This window comes from Blastococcus mobilis, assembly GCF_900188025.1.
Classification (GTDB): domain Bacteria; phylum Actinomycetota; class Actinomycetes; order Mycobacteriales; family Geodermatophilaceae; genus Blastococcus_B; species Blastococcus_B mobilis.
This window is the reverse complement of the sequence record NZ_FZNO01000020.1, coordinates 17,317-30,718: the sequence shown is the minus strand read 5'-3', so window position 1 is coordinate 30,718 and position 13,402 is coordinate 17,317. Positions and strand designations below refer to the sequence as shown.

Sequence of the window (13,402 nt, the reverse complement as noted above, 5' to 3'; positions counted from 1 at the left end):
CCACCCCCTGCCCCCACCGCTCGCAGGCTCACGGCGGGCCCCTGCAGGGGCCACGGGTGGGAAGGACGGGGTCCTTCCACGGTGGGGGCAGGGGTCCCTTCTATAGCGGATCAGGTATATCGTTTCCGCTATGCCGTCGTCGGGACGCCGGTCCTCGTTCCCGGGCCTGGAGGGCCTGTCGGGACGCCGCCGTGAGCTGATCGACGAGCTCGTCCGGGCCCGCCAGGAGAGCGAGCTCAGCCAGACCGAGATCGCCGCGCGCATGGGCACGTCCCAGTCGGCCGTGGCCCGCTTGGAGAGTGGCGGCCTCGACGCGCGGCTGTCGACGCTGGAGCGGTACGCCGCCGCGCTGGGGCGGACCGTGGACTGGCAGATCCGACCGTCCGAGGAGTCCTCATGAGCGCATCCATGGGCACTGATGCGACTGGCACATGGCCACCCCTTCCGCCCTCGCCGCCCGATCCGCCCTTCCCACGGCACACTCCGTGGCTGCCCGAGCCGCGACCGGTCGGGCCCGGCCCGGTGTCGGCGAGCGCGGCGTTGCTGGTGGGCGCCCCCGACTGGTTGGGCGAGCGCCTCCTCGATCAGCGGGTGGTGGCGCTGGCCGGGGAACTGGACGCCGATACGGCGAACCACACCGTGGCCGCGCTCGCCCTGCTCGACGCGGAGGGGGACGACCCCGTCCGGCTCCGCTTGTCCGGCGTGAGCGCGGATCTCGACACCGCGCTGCCGATCCTGGATGCCCTCGATCTCATGACCGTGCCGGTGCACGCCACCTGCGTGGGCACCCTCACCGGAGCGGCCGTCGCGCTCCTCGCGGTGGCCGACCACCGCACCGCCGGGCCGCACGCGCTCCTGCAGCTCACGGAGCCCCGGGCTTCTGGCGGCATCGCGAGCTGGGAGGTGGAGGCCCGCGCTGCCGAGCACGCCGGCCGGCTGCGTCGCTTCCAGGAGCGACTGGCGGAGGCCTGCGGTCGTCCGGTCGAGCAGGTCGCGTCCGACATGCGGTCGGGGCGGCTGTTCTCCGCGACGGAGGCCCGGGACTACGGACTCGTGGACCTCACCGCGCCGCCCCGGCGGCGACCCGCGGGCCCGGACCGCTGACCGGCGCACGTCGCCACCGCCGCCGCCGACGCTCTCGAGAAGGCCGGCGCCGTGCACGTGGCGGGCACGATGGAGCAGGACGGCGAGAAGGCCGAGATCGACCTGCACCTGCAGGGCGAGGACGCGATCGGCTCCCTGACGATGGGCGGCGTCGACATCGAGCTGCTCAGCGTCGACGGGGCGGTGTACCTCCAGGCGCCGCCGGAGTTCTGGGCCTCCTTCGGGATGCCGGAGGACGCCGCGGCGATGTTCGACGGCCAGTGGGTGATCGTCCCCGGGGATGCGGCGGCCGAGTTCGCGACTTCTCCCTCGACGGGCTCGTCGACGATCTGCGCGACCCGGGCAGCCCGGTCAAGGACGACGTCCGCTCCGACGAGGTCGACGGCCCGGACGTCGTGGTGATCGAGCAGGAGGACGGCAGCACGCTGTCCGTCGCCGACGCCGAGAAGGCCTATCCCTGAAGATGAACAACGAGGGCGATTCCCCCGGCACGATGTCCTTCAGCCGTTGCGGCGAGGGGGAGGACATCACCGCTCCCGCCGATGCCCTCGACCTCATGGCGATGATGGGCACCGCCTGATCGATCCTGCTCGGCGAACGGCCGGCCGGAGCCTCGCGGGGCTCCGGCCGGCCGCTGTCGTTCAGCGGTCGGCGTCGCCGTAGACGATCATCCGCGGATGTTCTCGCCGTCCCGCATGTCCTGGTAACCCTTGTTGATCTCCTCGAGGCTGTACCGGTTGGTGACCAGTTCGTCGAGCTTGAGCTGACCGTGCTGGTAGAGCGCCAGCAGCTCGGGGATCGCCGCCCGGGGGCTCAGGCCGCCGAAGATGGCGCCCTGCAGGTCCTTCTGCAGCAGGGTCAGCTCGAACAGGTTGAGCTTGACGTCGACGTTGGCGTAGTTCCCCATGCCGGTGACGACGGCTCGGCCACCCTTGCCGGTGAGGCCGAGCGCGGCATGGATGTCCTCGCCCTGGATGTCACCGACCGTGATGATCGTCTTGTCCGCCATCCGGCCCCAGGTCAGCTCGTTGACCGCCGCCGTGGCCTCCTCGGCCGTCGCGAAGGAGTGGGTGGCGCCGTAGGTCCTGGCCCAGTCGCGCTTGTGGGCGACCGGCTCGACGACCACGACGTGGCGGGCGCCCGCTGCTGCCGCGCCCTGCACGGCGTTCATGCCCACACCGCCGGCCCCCATGACCACGACGGTCTCGCCCGGTCGGACCGCGGCCACCTTGCTCGCCGAGCCCCATCCGGTGGTCACGCCGCAGCCGACGAGCGCGGCCACCTCGAGCGGGATGTCGGGCTCGATCCGCACCACCGAGGCCTGGTGAACGGTGATGTAGGGGAGAAGGTGCCGAGCAGGCACATCGGCGAGACGCCCTGGCCCCTGGCGGTGACGCGGTGCGTGCCGTCGGAGATGGCGACCCCGCCGAGCAGGTGGGCGCCGAGGTCGCAGAGGTTCTGCATGCCCTTCGCACAGGGCGGGCACTGGCCGCACGCCGGGATGAAGGCGGTGACGACGTGGTCGCCCTCCTCGAGGTTGGTCACGCCCGCTCCGACCTTCGTGACCACGCCGGAGCCTTCGTGGCCACCGATGACGGGGAAGGATGCGACCGGCGTCCCGCCGGTGACCAGGTGCTCGTCCGAGTGACACAGACCGGAGGCCGCGAGTTCGACGGTGATCTCACCCGGGGCGGGATCGCCGACCTCGATCTCCTCCACCGACCATTCCTCGCCCACGCCCCAGAGAATCGCGCCCTTGGTCTTCACAGAGGTCCCTTCGGTCGACCGTCATCGATTGCACAGAAGCGGCGCGGTACCCGCCCGTACCGTGCCGTGGGTCACACTCTGCTGACGAGCCGCGCACCCCGTCAATTCGGACTGTCGAGAAGCCGTGCGAGATGCAACGCCGTGCGGCGGTCGGCGAGACTGGCGCGGTGCCCGGGGACCCCGTCGTCGTCGTCGGCGCCGGGCCGGTGGGGCTGACGGCGGCGCTGCTGCTCGCCCGGCGGGGACTCGACGTGCTGGTGCTGGAGCGGCACCCCGGGCCCTATCCGCTGCCCCGGGCCGTCCACCTGGACGACGAGGTGTTCCGGGTGCTCCAGGACACCGGGGTGGCCGACCGGGTCCTCGCCCGCACCCGCCCGCTGGCGGGCCTCCGGCTGCTGGACCGCCGTCACCGCACGCTGGCCGAGTTCCGTCGCGACCCCGCCGCCGGTGTGCACGGCTGGCCGCAGGGCTCGCTGGTGCACCAGCCCGATCTGGAGGAGGTGCTCGCCGACGCCGCCTCCGACCACCCGTCGCTCCGTGTCGAGCGCGGGGTCGAGGTCACCGGGTTGCTGCAGGACGGCGGGTCGGTGGTGCTGTCGGTCCGCGACGGCGGTGCGGACCGGTCCGTCCGCGCGGCGGCGGTGCTCGGCTGCGACGGCGCCAACAGCACCGTGCGGCGGCTCATCGGCGCCTCGATGCGCGAGGTGGGTCCCGCGGACCGCTGGCTCGTCCTCGACGTCCGCTCGCCGGTGCCGCTGCCCCTCTGGCCGGGTGTGCACCAGGTGTGCGACGCCGCCCGGCCGGCGACCTTCATGCCCGTCACCGGTGACCGGTACCGGTGGGAGTTCCGGATGGCCCCGGGGGAGACGGCCGCCGAGCTGACGGCGGGCGGCCGGCTGGCGGCGCTGGTGGCCCCGGTCGACGCGGAGGGTCTCGCGGTCGTCCGGGCCGCCGAGTACACGTTCCGGGCGCAGGTGGCCGACCGCTGGCGCGACGGGCGGGTGCTGCTGGCCGGGGACGCCGCCCACCTCACCCCGCCGTTCGTCGGGCAGGGGCTCGGGCTCGGGCTGCGGGACGTGCACCAGCTGGCGTGGAAGCTCGCCGCCGTCCTCGCGGGGGACGCGAGGGAGGACCTGCTCGACACCTACCAGGCCGAGCGGGAGCCGCACGCGCGGGCACTCATCCGGATCGCCCTGCTGCTGGGCCGGTTGATGACCGGGGGCGGCCGGGGCGGGGACGTCGGCCGCCGGGGCGTGCTGGCCGCCGTCCGTCACGTCCCCGCCGTGGCCCGGCTGGCGACCGACAGCCGGACGCCCCCGCTGAGGCCGGGGCCGCTGGTCGAGCGGCGTGGCGGGGCCGGCCGACGGCTGGCGGGGGCGCTCGTACCGCAGCCCGAGGTGCTCGTCGACGGACGGCGCTGCCGCCTGGACGACGTCCTCGGCGCCGGTGCCGCCGAGATCACCTCCGACCTCCGGGTGCGCCGGGAGGACGGGACGGAGATCGGCGTGGACGATCCGGCCGGCACGCTGCGGCGCTGGATGGGACGAGCCTCGGTGGTGCGGATCCGCCCCGACCGCATCGTCCGCTCCGCCGCGGGCGCCGGGGGTCGCGCCGGCCGTCGAGGGGTACTCCGGCGGACATGAACATCGACAAGGACCAGATCCTGCAGCTGCTCCGTTCGCAGGGCGACCACGACAAGGCCCAGCAGGCCGACCAGGAGCTACCCGGGCAGGTCGACACCGATCGCGACGCCGGGCTGCTCTCGAAGTTCGGTCTGGACCCGATGGACCTGGTCAAGAAGCTGGGCGGTGGTGGCTTGGGCGGCCTGCTCGGCCGGTGACGGTGGCGCGGGGTCTCAGGCCTCGCGGCGGCGGTGCGAGGGGGAGGTCGCCCGCAGGGCGCTGTCCACCGCCACGTTCCCGAGCTGCCGCTCGAAACCCGGCGGGACGACGAGGTCGTCGGGGCTCAGATCGGAGACCTTGGGGCGGCCGAGGCCGACCATCGCCGATCCCAGGCCGTCCCGGAGCAGGTCGAGCACGTTCTCCACGCCCGCCTGCCCGTTGGCCGCGAGACCCCACAGGTAGGCCCGGCCGATCATGACGGCCTTGGCGCCCAGCGCCAGGGCCTTGGCGACATCGCCGCCGCGCCGGATGCCGCCGTCCAGGAGCACCTCGATCTGGTCGCCCACCGCGTCGGCGACCGCGGGCAGCGCCCGGATCGAGGCCGGCGTGCCGTCGAGGTTGTTGCCGCCGTGGTTGGAGACCGAGATGGCGGTGACGCCGGCGTCCACGGCCCGCTTGGCGTCGTCGACCCGCATGACGCCCTTGAGCATGAACGGACCGTCCCACTGCTCGCGCAGCCAGGCGACGTCCTCCCAGGTCGGCATGGGGGAGGCGTTCCACATGCCGTAGGCGCCGAAGAACGTCGGCGCCGGGTCGCCGGGGGTGGCCACCATGTTCGGCACCGTGAGGTCGGGGAGCTTCTTCGTCTTCGCGAAGTCCCAGAGCCAGCGCGGCTTCAGTGCGACCTGCGGCGCGTAGCGGCGGACGGCCTCGACGTCGATCTTCTCCGGGATGAACGGGCTGCCCCAGTCCCGGCCGTAGGCGAACGACCAGTCCAGCGTGGCGATCAACCCGGCGGCGCCGGCCCGGCGGGCCCGTTCCATGCGGGCGAGCATCTCCTCGCGGGTGCCGATCCAGTACATCTGGAAGAACGTCTGCCGATTGGCGGCGACGACCTCCTCGATCGGCTTGCTGGCGAACGAGGACAGTCCCATCGCCACGCCACGGGCGGCTGCGGCGCGCGCGACGGCGACCTCGCCGTCGGGATGGACCGCCTGCACACCCGTCGGGCTGAGGAGGACCGGCATCGACAGGGCCTGGCCCATGACGGTGACGCCCATCTGCCGCTCGTTGGCCAGACCGGCCACGTGTGGGGCGAAGCCGAGCTCCGCGAAGGCAGCGAGGTTGTCCTCGAGGGTCAGCCCACGCTCTGATCCGGCCACCAGCGCGCCGTACACCCCCTTGGGCAGCCGCTTCTTGGCGCGTCGCTGCGCCTCGGCGACCGACTCGAACCACGGATCCGCCATCGTCGACCTCCTGCTGGGCCCGGCTGCTGGGACGACCTCGGGGGTCGCTGGCACCGGGTGTCAGGCTAGCGGGGGGAGACCGGCGCCACAGTCCCGGGCACGGTCCTCGCCGGCAGCGGTTCAGCGGCGGAGGCTCGGGAAACCGGCGCCCATCTCGGCGAAGGCCCGGTGCAGGTGGGGGGCGAGGGTCGACCGGTCGTCGGCCAGCCACGCCTCGAACGCCGTGGTCGCGGCAGCCCGGGTGCTCGCTGCGACGAGCCGGGGCACGAGGTCGGTGGGCGAGGCGGCGGTCCGCGTCGCGACGTACCGGGCCACGACGCGGTCCACCTCGGTGAAGCGCAGCTGCGAGTGCGCCAGGAGGGCCGGTTCGCCGAGGATCAGCCGCATCCGCTCGCGCAGCAGGGGCAGCTCGGTGTCGGGGTAGTCGTTCACCTCGACGTAGGCCGCGCACACCGACGCGAGCACCGGCTGGGCCGGATCGGTGGCCGCCAGGAGTGCCTCGAGCCGGGCGACGTGGCCGGCGAAGTCGCCCCAGACCGCGTCGGCCTTCGTCGCGTAGTAACGGAAGAACGTCCGCCGGCTGATGCCCGCGGAGTCGGCGACCTCGTCGCTGGTCACGTTCTCGAAGCCACGCAGGGTGAACAGGTCGAGTGCCACCCGCTCGACGCGCGCACGCGTCCGCTCGGCCGGGAGCCCGGCCGGCAGCGTCGTCGGGGTCACGAGCGCCATCTTGCCGCTCCGTCGGGGCCGACGGGCTCACCATCGGCCCTGCCTTGCCAGTGGCACCCGGTGTCACTAACGTCCGCCGCACCACCCGTGCAGACCGCCCCGGAGGCCCCCGTGCCCGAGACGCCCCAGACCGACGCCCCTGTCACCGAGGCCCCCGTAGCCGTGGCCTCCGTAGCGGCCGAGGACGCCCTCGTCGAGGAGTCGCTGGTCGAGGAGGTCTCGATCGACGGCATGTGCGGCGTCTACTGAGCCGCCCCGTCGACGAGCCCGCGCCCGTGCCGACCACAGCGGTCGCGTTCGACCCCTCGCTGCCGTGGCAGAAGGCCCGGTCGGTGGCGCTGCGGCCGGAGCCGTTCGGCGCGCTGGTCTACCACTTCGGGAACCGGAAGCTGTCCTTCCTGAAGTCGAGGACCCTGGTCGCCGTCGTCGAGGCGCTCGCCGAGCACCCGACCGCCGACGCCACCCTCACCGCCTGCGGGGTGCCGGAGGCGCAGCGCGGCACGTACGTGAAGGCGCTGGCCGACCTGGCCCGCTCGAACATGATCGAGGCAAGGACCTCCCTGCCCCCCGCGACTCGCAGGCTCGCAGCGGACGCCTGCAGGCAGGCCGACCAGCCGGAGGATTCATGACCGCCGTCCTGCCCGAGCGCCCGGCCCGTCCGATCGGCGGCCGGCTGGTCGACCAGTTCGAGTACGGCCTGGACGCACCGATCTGCCTCACGTGGGAGCTCACCTACGCCTGCAACCTGGCGTGCGTGCACTGCCTGTCCTCGTCGGGACGGCGGGATCCGCGCGAGCTGTCCACCGCGGAGGCCGAGGCGGTCATCGACGAGCTGCAACGGATGCAGGTCTTCTACGTCAACGTCGGCGGCGGCGAACCGACTGTGCGGCCGGACTTCTGGCACCTGCTCGACTACGCGATCGGCCACGACGTCGGCGTCAAGTTCTCCACCAACGGGATCAAGCTCGACAAGGACCGCGCCGAGCAGTTGGCCCGCACCGACTACGTCGACGTCCAGATCTCCCTGGACGGCGCCACCGCCGAGGTCAACGACCGCGTGCGCGGCACCGGCTCGTTCGCCACCGCGGTCCGGGCGCTGGAGAACCTGGCCGAGGCCGGGATGCGCGACGTCAAGGTCTCCGTCGTCGTCACCCGGGAGAACGCCGGACAGCTCGACGAGTTCAAGGCGCTGACCGACCGCTACGGCGCCCAGCTGCGGATCACCCGCTTCCGGCCGTCCGGTCGGGGCGCCGACGTCTGGGACCGCCTGCACCCCACGCAGGCGCAGCAGCGTGAGCTCTACGCCTGGCTGCTCGCCAACGGCGAGCAGGTGCTCACCGGCGACTCGTTCTTCCACCTCTCCGCCCTCGGCGAGGCCCTCCCCGGGCTCAACCTCTGCGGCGCCGGCCGGGTGGTCTGCCTGATCGACCCGGTCGGTGACGTCTACGCCTGCCCGTTCGCCATCCACGAGAACTTCCTCGCCGGCAACGTCCGGGACGAGGGAGGGTTCCAGCGGGTGTGGCAGTCCTCGGAGCTGTTCGCCGACCTGCGCAGCCCGCAGACCGGCGGCGCCTGCACGAAGTGCGCCCACTTCGACGCCTGCCGCGGCGGCTGCATGGCGGCCAAGTTCTTCACCGGCCTGCCGCTGGACGGCCCCGACCCCGAGTGCGTGCAGGGCTACGGCGAGACGGCGCTGGCCGCCCGCGACAAGGAGCTGGCCACCCCGCGCAGCTCCGTCGACCACTCGCACACCGGCCCGGTCCGCGGCCGGCCGACACTGCTCGGCATCCCCGCGATCCCGGCGAAGCTCTGCGACGAGTCCCCACTGGCGGGCGCCGACCTGGGCTGAGGCGCCCCTGGCCGGGGATCAGAGCGCCTCAGGTGAGCGCGGTCTGCGCGCTGGCGCCGCCTATGCCGCGCCCTCGCCTACGCTGCGCCGGTGATCTCTCTGGCCGGCGCCGTGTGGCCGGAGATCCCGGAGGCGCCGCTGCTCGTCGTGCCCCTGGGGTCGGTGGAGCAGCACGGCCACCACCTGCCGCTCGGCACCGACACGTCGGTGGCCTGCGCCGTCGCCGAGGCAGCCATGGCGGCGCTGGACGGTGCGCTCCTGGCACCCGCGCTCGCGTACGGCGCCAGCGGGGAGCACGAGGGATTCCCGGGGACGATCTCCATCGGCACCGAGGCCCTGACCGGACTGCTCGTCGAGTACGGCCGCTCCGCCGGTCGCTGGGCCGGCCGGGTCCTCGTCGTCAACGGGCATGGCGGCAACCTGGACGCCGTGCGGGCCGCGGTGCCGCTGCTGCGCTCGGAGGGCCGGGACGTCGCCTGGTTCCCCTGCGGCGTCCCCGGCGGTGACGCCCACGCCGGCCGTACCGAGACGTCACTGATGTTGCACGTGGAACCTGCCGGGGTGCGGGAGGACCGCGCCGTCCCGGGAGAGACGGCACCGCTCGGCGCGCTCCTCCCCCGGCTGCGCGCCGAGGGCGTGCGCGGGGTGAGTCCGACCGGTGTGCTCGGCGATCCGGCCGGCGCCTCCCGCGCCGAGGGCGCGGCGTTGCTGCGCCGGATGACCGAGGGGCTGGTCGCCGCCGTCCGCGCCTGGGACGTGGACGACGCCGGCCGACTGGTGGGCGAGAGCGCGGAGGCGAAGAGCGGCACCGTGGTCTCCAGTGCGTGCAGCAGTCCGGGGGCCGAGGCGCTGGAGAACGCGTTGAGCATCGTCGGGTCGTCGAGGACGACGGCGTGCCCGTCCTGCACCGAGGGCAGGGCCTGCCACAGCGGGTTCGAGGTGAACTCCGAGGACTCGACGAAGAGCGGGAACACGACGGTCAGCTCCGCGTCGAGCAGGGAGACCTGCTCCTCGCTCACCGGCACGAAGAAGCTCCCGGTCGCGAGGTCGTCGATGGCCGCCTTGTTCTCGAAGCCCAGCTGCTCCATGAACGCCACCCGGGCGTCGCCGCTGACGTAGGCGCCGAAACCCTCGGAGGTGTAGGCGCCCACGGCGACCTCGGTGCCCTGGAACTCCGGGTGCGCCGCGGCGGCGTCGGCGAAGGCCTGATCGACCTCGGCCTCCAGGTCCTTCGCCTCATCGGTCTTGCCCAGCGCCCGGCCGACCATGTCCAGCTGCTGCTGCCAGGTGGTCTGGTACGGGCCGACGCCCTCGGGCTGGCCGATCGTGGGGGCGATGGCGCTGAGGAGCTCGTGGCGCTCCGCGGTCGCCGGGGACCGGGTGTCGAGGATGAGGTCGGGCTCGAGCGCGGCGATCGCCTCGTAGCTCGGCTCCATCGTGCCGATGATCTCCGGCGCCTCGTCGTAGCCGCCCTCGACCCACTCGCCGAGACCGTCCTCACCACCGACGGCCAGCCAGTCGCTGGCGCCGACCGGCTGGACGCCCAGGGCGAGGGTCGTCTCGGCGTCGGACCAGCCGAGCGCGACGACGCGGGCCGGCTCCTCCTCGACCGTCACGTCGCCGAAAGCCGTGCTGACGGTGACCGGGAAGGCCCCCGAGGAGCCGGCGGTCGAGCTCGCGGTGTCCGCGTCGGAGTCGTCGCCGGCACCGCAGCCGGTGACGACGAGAGCGACAGCGAGCAGTGCGGCGCCGTGGAGGGCGGATCGGGACGACATGCGCGCTCCTTCAGATAGGTAAGGCTGACCTAGCCAGACGAGGAGTGGGGCCCGGTCCCCTGCCCTGCCTGCGGCCGGGGAGGAGCCTCGAGGCCGCGGCTACTGTGCCGCTGCGACAGCGGGTCGGGCCGGTCGGCGGCCACCGCGGACGGCTCCCCGCACGAGGACGGACAGCGATGGCACAGCAGTCGGCGCACGACCTGACGGGCCCCGTCCCCGACGCGCTGACCCCGGCCGCCGCCCCGGCCGCCCCGCAGCGGAGGCTGCCCGACGGGTTCGCCGTCCGGCTCGATCCGCGGACGCGCTCCCGGGACGACGGCGCGGCCCTCCTCGGTGGCTCGCCGCTGCGGCTGCTGCGGCTGTCTCCTCGGGCCCGGCAGCTGCTGGCGCCGGGCCGGCTGGTCGTCCGCGACGCGACGACGGCGGCGCTCGCGGCGCGGCTGCTCGATGCCGGACTGGGTCACCCCGATCTGCCGGCGGCCGCGGCGCCGCACGACGTCACCGTCGTCATCCCGGTCAAGGACCGCCCGGCCGGCCTCGGCCGGCTGCTGAGCGCCCTGCGCGCCGACCCTGCGACGAGGCACCTGCCGGTGATCGTGGTCGACGACGGCTCCACGGTCCCGGTGCCCACCGCGCACGGCGTGCGAGTGCTGCGGTTCGACCGCTCCCGCGGTCCGGCGGCCGCGCGGAATGCGGGCCTGCGGGCGGCGCCCACGCCGTTCGTCGCCTTCCTCGACTCCGATTGCGTGCCCCGACCGGGCTGGCTGCAGCGGCTGCGCCCCCATCTCGACGATCCGCGGCTGGCCGTCGTCGCCCCGCGGATCGTGGCGCTCCCCGACGCCGGGCGCGGCTGGTTCACCCCGTACGAGGCCGCGGTCAGCGCGCTCGACATGGGGGCCCACCCCGCCGCGGTCCGTCCCGGCTCCGCGGTTTCCTACGTGCCCAGCGCTGCGCTGCTGGCCCGCAGGGCGGCACTCGGGGCCCCTTTCGACGAGGACATGCCTGTCGCGGAGGACGTCGATCTCATCTGGCGGCTCACCGCGGCCGGGTGGCGGGTGCGCTACGAGCCCGGCGCCGCGGTGGCGCACGAGCACCCTGGGACGACCCGGGAGTGGCTGCGCCGCCGCGCGTTCTACGGCACGGGGGCCGCGCTCCTGGCCGCCCGGCACGGCGGCGCCGTCGCGCCCCTGGTGATGGCACCGGAGACGGCGCTCGCCTGGGGCTTGGCCCTGTCGGGGCGCCGTGCGGGACGGGTGGCGGCCGCCGGCGTCCTGGCCGTCACCGTCGCCCGCCTCGCATCCCGGTTGGCGGCACCGGGGGAGCGGCCGCCGGCCGGCTTCGCCGCGCTCCTCGTCACGCGCGGCGTGGGCGCCTCCGGCCGCGCGCTGGCCCGGTCGGTCACGCGCCACCACTGGCCGCTGGCGCTGTCGGCCGCGCTGACGTCTCGCCGTGCCCGGCGGTGGGTGCTCGGCGTCGCGACCGCCGACGCGGTGCTCGCCTGGTGGCCCCACCGGTCGCGGGTGGGACCGGTCCGTTTCGCCGTCGCCCGGCGGCTGGAGGACCTCGCCTACGGTGCCGGCCTCTGGAGGGGTGCCTCCCGGGCGCGCGATCCTCGGGCGCTGCTGCCGACCCGACCGCCTCGCTTGACGCCGGCGAGGCCGGTTGGCCCGCAGCCGGATCGCTGGTGGAAACGCCGCTGAGCAGCCACGATGGTCCGGACATGAGCCACCGTTGGCGGAGCGCCCCGTGCCGTCGGCTGTGAACCCCTGGCTGGCGCTCCCTGCGGGGCGGCCCGACCCGGACCACGACCGGCTGCTGCGTGCTGCCCACGAGCGGGTCGTCAGCGGCACCGGTCTGGCCGACGACGCAGTGCGCTCGGTCGTCCGGGACTCGTGGCGGCGCTCGCTCCGCAGCGGCGTCGACCCCGACGGCGGCGAGCCGCCGCTCGACCTGCTGGACGACGACCTGGTCGCGTACCGGGACGGGCATCCCCTGGCCCCGGTGATGCCCGTCATCCGCCGGCTGCTGGTGGAGGACGCCGAGGACGACCGGATGATCGTCGCCGTCACCGACGCGGGCGGCCGGATGCTGTGGGTCGAGGGCGACTCCGCACTGCGCTCGCGCGCTGCCGGCATGCACTTCGTCGAGGGCGCCCGCTGGGCGGAGGAGGTCGTCGGCACGAACGCGCCGGGAACGGCCCTCGCTGTCGACCACGCCGTGCAGATCTACGGCGGCGAGCACTTCCGGCGGCCGGTGCAGCCCTGGAGCTGTTCGGCCGCACCCGTCCACGACCCGGTCACCGGCGTCCTGCTGGGCGCGATCGACGTGACCGGCGGCGACCACGTGGCCAGCCCGCACGTGCTCACGCTGGTGCGGGCGACGGTCGCGGCGGTGGAGTCCGAGCTGCGCTGGCAGCACCGGGAACAACTGCAGCGGGGCATGAGCCGGCGTCCGCCGCCGCAGCGGCCGGCCCCGCGCCTGCAGGTCCTCGGCCGGGACCGTGGCCGGCTGACCCTGCCTGCGGGACCGGTGGAGCTGTCGCTGCGCCACTCCGAACTGCTGCTCCTCCTCGCCGAGGCCGCCGCGGCCGGTGAGGGGCGGACGGCGGTGCGCCTGGCCGCGGAGTGCCATCCCGGCGAGGCCGCGGAGGTGACCGTCCGGGCGGAGCTGTCGCGGCTGCGCCGGCTCGTCGGGGCCGACCTCGTCGGCTCCCGCCCCTACCGCCTGATGGGGCGGCTCGACACCGACGTGGACCAGGTCCGCCGGTTGCTGGCCCGCGGTGCGGTCGGCGAGGCGCTCGGGCGCTATCCCGGGGCGGTGCTGCCGGGCTCGCGCGCGCCCGGGGTCGCCGCCGCCCGCGGGCGGGTGGCTGCGCTGCTCCGGCAGGCGGTCCTGCGCAGCCGCCGTCCCGAGCTGCTGCTGCGCTACGCCGAGCTCCCCGAGGCCCGGGACGACATCGCGGTCTGGCAGACCTGCCTCGAGTGGCTGCCGCCGAGCTCGCCGCGTCGGGCCACCGCGGCGGCGCACCTGCTCCGGCTGAGGCGGGTGCGCCGGTCGCGCTGACCGGGGAATGCGTACCGGACCCGGGCA

At 74.5% G+C, this 13,402-nt stretch carries 14 protein-coding genes and 2 pseudogenes; 11 read left to right on the top strand and 5 right to left on the bottom strand.

Annotated elements, in window-relative coordinates; all coding sequences use genetic code 11:
* The first annotated feature begins 130 nt into the window (after positions 1 to 130).
* The 3 genes from CHB94_RS16970 to CHB94_RS16960 are packed head-to-tail and all read left to right on the top strand — an operon-like array spanning position 131 to position 1,506.
* Positions 131 to 400, top strand: coding sequence for a helix-turn-helix domain-containing protein (locus tag CHB94_RS16970; RefSeq protein ID WP_089337746.1), 270 nt, complete (start codon positions 131 to 133; stop codon positions 398 to 400).
* Positions 397 to 1,104 carry an ATP-dependent Clp protease proteolytic subunit gene (locus CHB94_RS16965; RefSeq protein ID WP_217899356.1) on the top strand — a complete coding sequence of 236 codons (708 nt, stop codon included), beginning with the start codon at positions 397 to 399 and terminating at the stop codon, positions 1,102 to 1,104. The genes CHB94_RS16970 and CHB94_RS16965 overlap by 4 nt, the downstream gene beginning before the upstream one ends.
* 51 nt (positions 1,105 to 1,155) lie before the next feature.
* Entirely contained in the window at positions 1,156 to 1,506 is a 351-nt protein-coding gene (locus CHB94_RS16960) for a hypothetical protein (RefSeq protein ID WP_089337744.1), read from the top strand.
* Positions 1,507 to 1,771: 265 nt separating this feature from the next.
* Here CHB94_RS16960 and CHB94_RS26280 read toward each other — a convergent pair whose 3' ends face one another.
* Both CHB94_RS26280 and CHB94_RS26275 read right to left on the bottom strand, forming a co-directional pair.
* Positions 1,772 to 2,419 carry a zinc-binding dehydrogenase gene (locus CHB94_RS26280; RefSeq protein ID WP_254920716.1) on the bottom strand — a complete coding sequence of 216 codons (648 nt, stop codon included), beginning with the start codon at positions 2,417 to 2,419 and terminating at the stop codon, positions 1,772 to 1,774.
* On the bottom strand, positions 2,359 to 2,871 hold the full coding sequence (locus CHB94_RS26275) for an alcohol dehydrogenase catalytic domain-containing protein (RefSeq protein WP_254920715.1): 513 nt from the start codon (positions 2,869 to 2,871) through the stop codon (positions 2,359 to 2,361). The genes CHB94_RS26280 and CHB94_RS26275 overlap by 61 nt, the downstream gene beginning before the upstream one ends.
* A 167-nt stretch (positions 2,872 to 3,038) precedes the next feature.
* On the opposite strand from CHB94_RS26275, the gene CHB94_RS16950 reads away from it, so the two are divergent.
* Positions 3,039 to 4,514, top strand: a complete 1,476-nt coding sequence (locus CHB94_RS16950) for a bifunctional 3-(3-hydroxy-phenyl)propionate/3-hydroxycinnamic acid hydroxylase (RefSeq protein WP_089337810.1) — start codon at positions 3,039 to 3,041, stop codon at positions 4,512 to 4,514.
* Positions 4,511 to 4,711, top strand: a complete 201-nt coding sequence (locus CHB94_RS16945; RefSeq protein WP_089337743.1) for a hypothetical protein — start codon at positions 4,511 to 4,513, stop codon at positions 4,709 to 4,711. Before CHB94_RS16950 ends, CHB94_RS16945 begins: the two co-directional genes overlap by 4 nt.
* 15 nt (positions 4,712 to 4,726) lie before the next feature.
* Here the strand turns inward: CHB94_RS16945 and mftD are convergent, their stop codons facing one another.
* A complete protein-coding gene (mftD, locus tag CHB94_RS16940) occupies positions 4,727 to 5,959 on the bottom strand; it encodes a pre-mycofactocin synthase MftD (protein ID WP_089337742.1) in 1,233 nt (410 codons plus the stop codon).
* A 120-nt stretch (positions 5,960 to 6,079) separates the two neighbouring features.
* Positions 6,080 to 6,688, bottom strand: a complete 609-nt coding sequence (mftR, locus tag CHB94_RS16935; RefSeq protein ID WP_089337741.1) for a mycofactocin system transcriptional regulator MftR — start codon at positions 6,686 to 6,688, stop codon at positions 6,080 to 6,082.
* 111 nt (positions 6,689 to 6,799) lie between these two features.
* Between mftR and mftA the strand changes: the two genes are divergently transcribed.
* The 4 genes and pseudogenes from mftA to mftE form a co-directional block, all read left to right on the top strand.
* Positions 6,800 to 6,937 carry a mycofactocin precursor MftA gene (gene mftA / locus CHB94_RS26270; RefSeq protein WP_141137531.1) on the top strand — a complete coding sequence of 46 codons (138 nt, stop codon included), beginning with the start codon at positions 6,800 to 6,802 and terminating at the stop codon, positions 6,935 to 6,937.
* Positions 6,938 to 6,963: 26 nt separating this feature from the next.
* Positions 6,964 to 7,317, top strand: coding sequence for a mycofactocin biosynthesis chaperone MftB (gene mftB / locus CHB94_RS16925; RefSeq protein WP_089337808.1), 354 nt, complete (start codon positions 6,964 to 6,966; stop codon positions 7,315 to 7,317).
* Positions 7,314 to 8,537, top strand: a complete 1,224-nt coding sequence (gene mftC, locus CHB94_RS16920; protein WP_089337740.1) for a mycofactocin radical SAM maturase — start codon at positions 7,314 to 7,316, stop codon at positions 8,535 to 8,537. The genes mftB and mftC overlap by 4 nt, the downstream gene beginning before the upstream one ends.
* Before the next feature lie 90 nt (positions 8,538 to 8,627).
* Positions 8,628 to 9,254 (top strand): annotated as a pseudogene (mftE, locus tag CHB94_RS16915) (mycofactocin biosynthesis peptidyl-dipeptidase MftE); the annotation flags it as partial.
* Positions 9,255 to 9,424: 170 nt separating this feature from the next.
* Here the strand turns inward: mftE and CHB94_RS25775 are convergent.
* Positions 9,425 to 10,312 (bottom strand): annotated as a pseudogene (locus CHB94_RS25775) (iron-siderophore ABC transporter substrate-binding protein); the annotation flags it as partial.
* A 176-nt stretch (positions 10,313 to 10,488) separates the two neighbouring features.
* Here CHB94_RS25775 and mftF point away from each other — a divergent pair.
* The gene (gene mftF, locus CHB94_RS16905) at positions 10,489 to 12,012 is read left to right on the top strand and encodes a mycofactocin biosynthesis glycosyltransferase MftF (RefSeq protein WP_089337737.1); all 1,524 of its coding nucleotides are present in this window, start codon (positions 10,489 to 10,491) and stop codon (positions 12,010 to 12,012) included.
* 46 nt (positions 12,013 to 12,058) lie between these two features.
* Complete coding sequence (locus tag CHB94_RS16900) at positions 12,059 to 13,375, top strand: sigma-54-dependent transcriptional regulator family protein (protein ID WP_176445605.1); 1,317 nt, start codon at positions 12,059 to 12,061, stop codon at positions 13,373 to 13,375.
* Positions 13,376 to 13,402 lie beyond the last annotated feature (27 nt).

Coding starts and splice junctions, on each gene's coding strand:
- CHB94_RS16970 (WP_089337746.1), top strand. CDS start 131: ATGCCGTCGTCGGGACGCCGGTCCTCGTTCCCGGGCCTGGAGGGCCTG.
- CHB94_RS16965 (WP_217899356.1), top strand. CDS start 397: ATGAGCGCATCCATGGGCACTGATGCGACTGGCACATGGCCACCCCTT.
- CHB94_RS16945 (WP_089337743.1), top strand. CDS start 4,511: ATGAACATCGACAAGGACCAGATCCTGCAGCTGCTCCGTTCGCAGGGC.
- mftD (WP_089337742.1), bottom strand. CDS start 5,959: ATGGCGGATCCGTGGTTCGAGTCGGTCGCCGAGGCGCAGCGACGCGCC.
- mftR (WP_089337741.1), bottom strand. CDS start 6,688: ATGGCGCTCGTGACCCCGACGACGCTGCCGGCCGGGCTCCCGGCCGAG.
- mftC (WP_089337740.1), top strand. CDS start 7,314: ATGACCGCCGTCCTGCCCGAGCGCCCGGCCCGTCCGATCGGCGGCCGG.
- mftF (WP_089337737.1), top strand. CDS start 10,489: ATGGCACAGCAGTCGGCGCACGACCTGACGGGCCCCGTCCCCGACGCG.